General features: G+C 73.2%; 6 protein-coding genes. 3 read left to right on the top strand and 3 right to left on the bottom strand.

All coding sequences use genetic code 11. The features are described 5' to 3' along the window. Nucleotides 1–42 precede the first annotated feature (42 nt). Both AB0J68_RS26900 and xseA read right to left on the bottom strand, forming a co-directional pair. Entirely contained in the window at nt 43–264 is a 222-nt protein-coding gene (locus AB0J68_RS26900) for an exodeoxyribonuclease VII small subunit (RefSeq protein WP_354854120.1), read from the bottom strand. A gap of 30 nt (nt 265–294) precedes the next feature. Further along, nucleotides 295–1,536, bottom strand: coding sequence for an exodeoxyribonuclease VII large subunit (gene xseA / locus AB0J68_RS26895; protein ID WP_354854122.1), 1,242 nt, complete (start codon nt 1,534–1,536; stop codon nt 295–297). A gap of 85 nt (nt 1,537–1,621) precedes the next feature. Between xseA and AB0J68_RS26890 the strand changes: the two genes are divergently transcribed. Next, nucleotides 1,622–2,665 carry a 4-hydroxy-3-methylbut-2-enyl diphosphate reductase gene (locus tag AB0J68_RS26890; protein WP_355132821.1) on the top strand — a complete coding sequence of 348 codons (1,044 nt, stop codon included), beginning with the start codon at nt 1,622–1,624 and terminating at the stop codon, nt 2,663–2,665. A gap of 103 nt (nt 2,666–2,768) precedes the next feature. After that, a complete protein-coding gene (locus AB0J68_RS26885) occupies nt 2,769–3,179 on the top strand; it encodes a hypothetical protein (RefSeq protein ID WP_354854125.1) in 411 nt (136 codons plus the stop codon). Nucleotides 3,180–3,202: 23 nt separating this feature from the next. On the opposite strand, the gene AB0J68_RS26880 is transcribed toward AB0J68_RS26885, so the two are convergent. Beyond that, nucleotides 3,203–4,351: a DNA recombination protein RmuC gene (locus AB0J68_RS26880; RefSeq protein WP_355062944.1), complete on the bottom strand. Its 1,149-nt coding sequence runs from the start codon at nt 4,349–4,351 to the stop codon at nt 3,203–3,205. Nucleotides 4,352–4,405: 54 nt separating this feature from the next. On the opposite strand from AB0J68_RS26880, the gene AB0J68_RS26875 reads away from it, so the two are divergent. Then, on the top strand, nt 4,406–5,074 hold a 669-nt coding region (locus AB0J68_RS26875; RefSeq protein ID WP_363941089.1), incomplete at its 3' end, for a hypothetical protein.

Genomic DNA, 5,074 nt, shown 5'->3' with positions numbered 1-5,074 from the left:
CTCCGGCCGCCCCACCGGCGGTTCCGGCCACCCCGTCCGCGGTCAGGACGCGGGGTCCTGCCGGGCAGCGTCGATCCGCGCCCGAGCGCCGTCCAACCAGCGCTGGCAGATCACCGCCAGTGCCTCGCCGCGCTCCCAGAGCGCCAGCGACTCCTCCAGGGATGTGCCGCCGGCCTCCAGCCGCTCCACCACCGAGGCGAGTTCGCCGCGGGCCTGCTCGTAGCTGAGCCGCTCGTCCGGCCCGGCCTTCGTGTCGTCAGTCATCGCGTCCATCTCAGCACACCCCCGTCCGGGTCACCGCGTCGCCACGTCGCCGTCGACCGTCGCGGCCAGCTCACCGTCGGCGAGGCGGACCCGCAGCGGGTCGCCCTTGCCGACCTCGGCCGCCGCCCGTACGACGTGCCCGTCGGCGCGTTGCACGATCGCGTACCCCCGGTCCAGGGTGGCGGCGGGGGAGAGGGCGCGCAGCCGGGCCAGGGTGTGCCGCAGATCGTCGTCGGCGCCGGCGAGCCGGTGGTCCAGGCAACGGCCGGCGCGCTGACGCAGCCCGGCCAGCTCCGTCGCGCGGTGCTCCACCATCACCTGGGGCCGGGCCAGCACCGGCCGGGACCGCAGGCCGTCGAGGCGGTGGGACTCCCGGTCGACCAGGTTGCGGACCGCCCGCTCGAGTCGGTGCCGGGCCTGACCGATGAGGCGTACCTCCTCGGTGAGGTCGGGGACCACCCGCTTGGCCGCATCGGTCGGGGTGGAGGCCCGCAGGTCGGCGACGTAGTCGACGAGCGGCGCGTCCGTCTCGTGGCCGATCGCGCTGACCACCGGCGTACGGCAGCCGAACACGGCCCGGCAGAGCGCCTCGTCGGAGAAGGGGAGCAGGTCCTCGATGCCGCCACCGCCCCGGGCGATGATGATCACGTCGATGCTCGGGTCGGCGTCCAGCACCTTGAGCGCGTCGACGATCTGCGGCACGGCGGACGGGCCCTGCACGGCCACGTTGACCGTCCGGAACTCCACGGCCGGCCAGCGCCGCCGGGCATTGGTCAGCACGTCCCGCTCGGCGGCCGACGCGCGGCCGGTGATCAGTCCGATCCGGCCGGGCAGGAACGGCAGCCGGCGCTTGCGCGCCCGGTCGAACAGCCCCTCGGCGGCGAGCAGCTTCTTGAGCTTCTCCAGCCGGGCCAGCAGCTCACCGAGCCCCACCTGCCGGATCTCGTCGGCCCGCAGGCTCAGCGTGCCCCGGGCGGCGTAGAACTCCGGCTTGGCGTGCAGCACCACGCGGGCACCCTCGCGCAGCTCCGGAGCGCCGGCGTCCAGCACGTCGCGGTTGGTGGTGACGGTCAGGCTCAGGTCGGCCGACGGATCACGCAGGGTGAGGAAGACAGTCGTGGCCCCGGGACGGCGGCTGATCTGCGCCACCTGCCCGTCCACCCACACCCAGCCGAGCTTGGCGATCCACGCCCCGACCTTCTGCGAGACGACCCGAACCGGCCAAGGCTCCTCCGCGCTGCTCCGCGCAGCGTCCCCACCAACCCCACTCACCCGCCCACCCTACGACCACCCCCGCTGGACCCCGTTGATCATGAAGTTATTGCGCTGGGTGGCGGCGTGTCGTGGCAATAACTTCATGATCAACGGGATGCAGCGGGGGGTTGTGGGCCGTGGTGGGTTGTCGGCGGGCACGTACGATGGGGGGGTGACTGATCTCCGGACCGGCAAGCGCGTGCTCCTGGCCAAGCCCCGCGGCTACTGCGCGGGTGTTGATCGCGCCGTGCAGACCGTCGAGGAGGCGCTGAAGCTCTACGGCGCCCCGATCTACGTGCGCAAGCAGATCGTCCACAACAAGCACGTCGTGCAGACGCTGGAGGCCCAGGGCGCGATCTTCGTGGAGGAGAACGAGGAGGTGCCCGAGGGCGCCACAGTCATCTTCTCGGCGCACGGCGTGGCGCCCGAGGTCTACGAGCAGGCCCGGGAGCGCTCGCTGAAGGCCATCGACGCGACCTGCCCGCTGGTCACCAAGGTGCACCAGGAGGCGAAGCGCTTCGCCGCCGAGGACTACGACATTCTGCTGATCGGCCACGAGGGGCACGAGGAGGTCATCGGCACCGCCGGTGAGGCTCCCGCGCACATCCAGCTCGTGGACGGCCCGGACGGCGTCGACAAGGTCACCGTTCGTGACCCGGAGAAGGTCGTCTGGCTCTCCCAGACCACGCTCTCGGTGGACGAGACGCTGGAGACGGTCGCCCGGCTCAAGTCCCGGCTGCCGCTGCTCCAGTCCCCGCCCAGCGACGACATCTGCTACGCCACGTCCAACCGGCAGCACGTCGTCAAGGAGATCGCCCCCGAGTGCGACGTGGTGATCGTCGTCGGCTCGACGAACTCCTCAAACTCCGTCCGGTTGGTCGAGGTCGCCCTGGACGCCGGCGCCCGCGCCGGTCACCTGGTCGACTTCGCCCACGAGATCGACGACGCCTGGCTGACCGACGCCCGCACGGTCGGGGTGTCCTCCGGCGCGAGCGTCCCGGAGGACCTGGTCAACGACGTGCTGGCGCATCTGGCCGCACGCGGGTTCGCCGACGTCGAGGAGATCACCACCGCCAACGAGCGGCTGACCTTCTCGCTTCCGCAGGAGCTGAAGCGGGACATGAAGGCCGCCGCGACCCGCGGCTGAGCACGTTCGGGTGCCGGATCACGGCGGGCAGGCCGTGCCGCCGGTGGTCCAGCGCGCGGATCACTGTGGGAACGCCGCGTCGTCCCGGTGCGTCGAAGGCGGCATGAGGACCTTTCGGCTCGTCGTCCCCGCCCTGGTCGTCTGCGCGGCGCTGAGCGCCTGCGGGGGGACGGACGGCTCCACCACCCCCGGAGCGCCGTCGGCAACGGTTGGGCAACCCACCCCCGCGTCACCCAGCAGCCCCGCCCCGGCGATCACGCCCTCCCCGCCGCTCAAGTCGCCGGGCGGGCCCAGCGTCCCGCCACCGGTCGGCGCCACCGAACTCACCGGCACGATCACCGCCGGGGTCGAGCCGAACTGCCTGCTGCTCGACGGCTACCTGCTGGTGGGCGGCCCGCGGGACGTGCTGGCTGCCGGCACCCGGGTCACCGTCACCGGCCGGGTGGAGAAGGGCACGATGACCACCTGCCAGCAGGGCACGCCCTTCGTCGTCGAGAGCGCCAACCGCCGCTAGCGACCTCGGCGCCCACTCAGCGGTCAGCGGTCGGCGTCGTCCAGCAGCTCCGGCGCCTGCGGCTGGCGGGGGGTCAGCTCGACCTGGGCGGGGGCCGCCAGCTCGTCGTCCGAGACGCCCAGCTCGGCGAGCTTGCGGGCGCTGACCAGCACCCGCGCCTCCAGCGAACCGACCGCCCGGTTGTACGCGGTCACCGCGCCGGCCAGCGACGAGCCGAGCTTGCCCACGTGGTCACCGAGGGTGGAGAGCCGGCCGTACAGCTCCCGGGCGAGGGTGTGCACCGCCACCGCGTTGCGGGCCAGCGCCTCCTGCCGCCACGAGTAGGCCACCGTGCGGAGCAGGGCGACCAGGGTGGCCGGCGTGGCCAGCACCACGTTGCGGGCGAACGCGTGCTCCAACAGCGTCGGGTCGCGTTGGAGCGCGACGTCGAGGAACGGGTCGGCGGGCACGAACAGGACCACGAACTCGGGCGAGCTGTCGAACGCCGTCCAGTACGACTTGGCGGCCAGGGCGTCGACGTGCCCCCGCAGGTGTCGGGCGTGCGCGTCGAGGTGGGTGTCCCGGCCGCGCTCGTCGCGGGCCTCCATCGCGGTGAGGTACGCGTCGAACGGCGCCTTCGCGTCCACCACCACCGACCGGCCGCCGTGCAGGCGGACCACCAGATCCGGGCGGACGACCTGGTCGTCGGTGGCGGCGGTGACCTGCTCGGAGAAGTCGCAGTGCTCCAGCATGCCGGCCGCCTCGACGATCCGGCGCAGTTGGTGCTCGCCCCAGCGGCCCCGCACCTGCGGCGCGCGCAGCGCGGCGACCAGCTGCTTGGTCTCGGTGCGCAGCTCCCCGGAGACCGCGTTCATCGAGCGGACCTGCTCGCGCAGCTCGGCGTAGGCGTCGACCCGGTCGTGCTCCAGCTCGGCGACCCGCTGCTCGTAGCGGCGCAGGCTGTCGTGCAGCGGCGCCACGGCACGGGCCACCGCCTCCTGCGACTGCGCGGTGGCCTCGTAGCTCAACGCCCGCATGGACTGCTCCAGCCGCCCCTCGCCCTCGCGGGTCGCCGTCAGGGTGGCATCCAGCCTGGCGATGTCGGCCGCTGACCGGGACCGGGCCGCGAGCCAGCCCACCGCCCCGCCGGCACCGAGGCACACGATCACCACCAGCAGCGTCGAGACGTCCATCACCGGAGCTTGCCAGACGGGTACGACGTGACACCCGGGGGTACGTTCGATGACATGGAACTTGTGCTGTGCCTCGCGATCGTGCTGGTCGGCGCGCTCGGTGCCGCGGCGCTCATCCGCGCTCAGGGCACCGCCCGTCGGCGTACGGAGCTGGGCGACGCCCGCGCCGAGGCGCACCGCTGGTACGAGCGCCTCGGTGGTCAGCTGTTGACCCTCCAGGGCGACGAGCCGGCGGTCCGTCAGGCGCTGGCCGACGCCGGTGAGCGGTACAACGCGGCGGGTTCGCAGTTGGAGCAGGCGCGTACGCCGCACCAGTTCGCGCTCGCCCGGGAGACCGCGCTGGAGGGACTGGCGTACATCCGGGCGGCGCGGACCGCGCTGGGGATCGATCCCGGCCCCGAGGTGCCGGCGCTGGCCGCCGCGCGGGGCGTCGGGCAGCTCACCAAGGAGCGCGAGGTCGATGTGCAGGGGCAGACCTTCCGGGCCGGCCCGCAGCCCGGTCGGCAGACGCCCTACTACTACCCCGGTGGCCGCTACCAGGGTCGGCCGGTGCCGGCGGGCTGGTATTCGACGCCGTGGTGGAAGACCGCGTTGGGCGCGGGGGCCGGTGTGCTCGGCGGCATGTTGATCGCCGACGCGCTGTTCTCGCCGGCCTTCGCCGACCCGGGATACGGGTACGACGAGGGCTACCAGGAGGGCTTCGGCGACGGCGCCGACTACGCC

Source organism: Micromonospora sp. NPDC049580 (assembly GCF_040675595.1).
GTDB lineage: Bacteria > Actinomycetota > Actinomycetes > Mycobacteriales > Micromonosporaceae > Micromonospora.
This window is presented reverse-complemented; position numbering and strand designations above follow the sequence as displayed.

What these genes read in the sequence shown, in the direction of transcription:
- AB0J68_RS26900 (WP_354854120.1), bottom strand. Translation starts at nt 264, where the DNA reads ATGACTGACGACACGAAGGCCGGGCCGGACGAGCGGCTCAGCTACGAG.
- AB0J68_RS26890 (WP_355132821.1), top strand. Translation starts at nt 1,622, where the DNA reads ATGATCAACGGGATGCAGCGGGGGGTTGTGGGCCGTGGTGGGTTGTCG.
- AB0J68_RS26885 (WP_354854125.1), top strand. Translation starts at nt 2,769, where the DNA reads ATGAGGACCTTTCGGCTCGTCGTCCCCGCCCTGGTCGTCTGCGCGGCG.
- AB0J68_RS26880 (WP_355062944.1), bottom strand. Translation starts at nt 4,351, where the DNA reads ATGGACGTCTCGACGCTGCTGGTGGTGATCGTGTGCCTCGGTGCCGGC.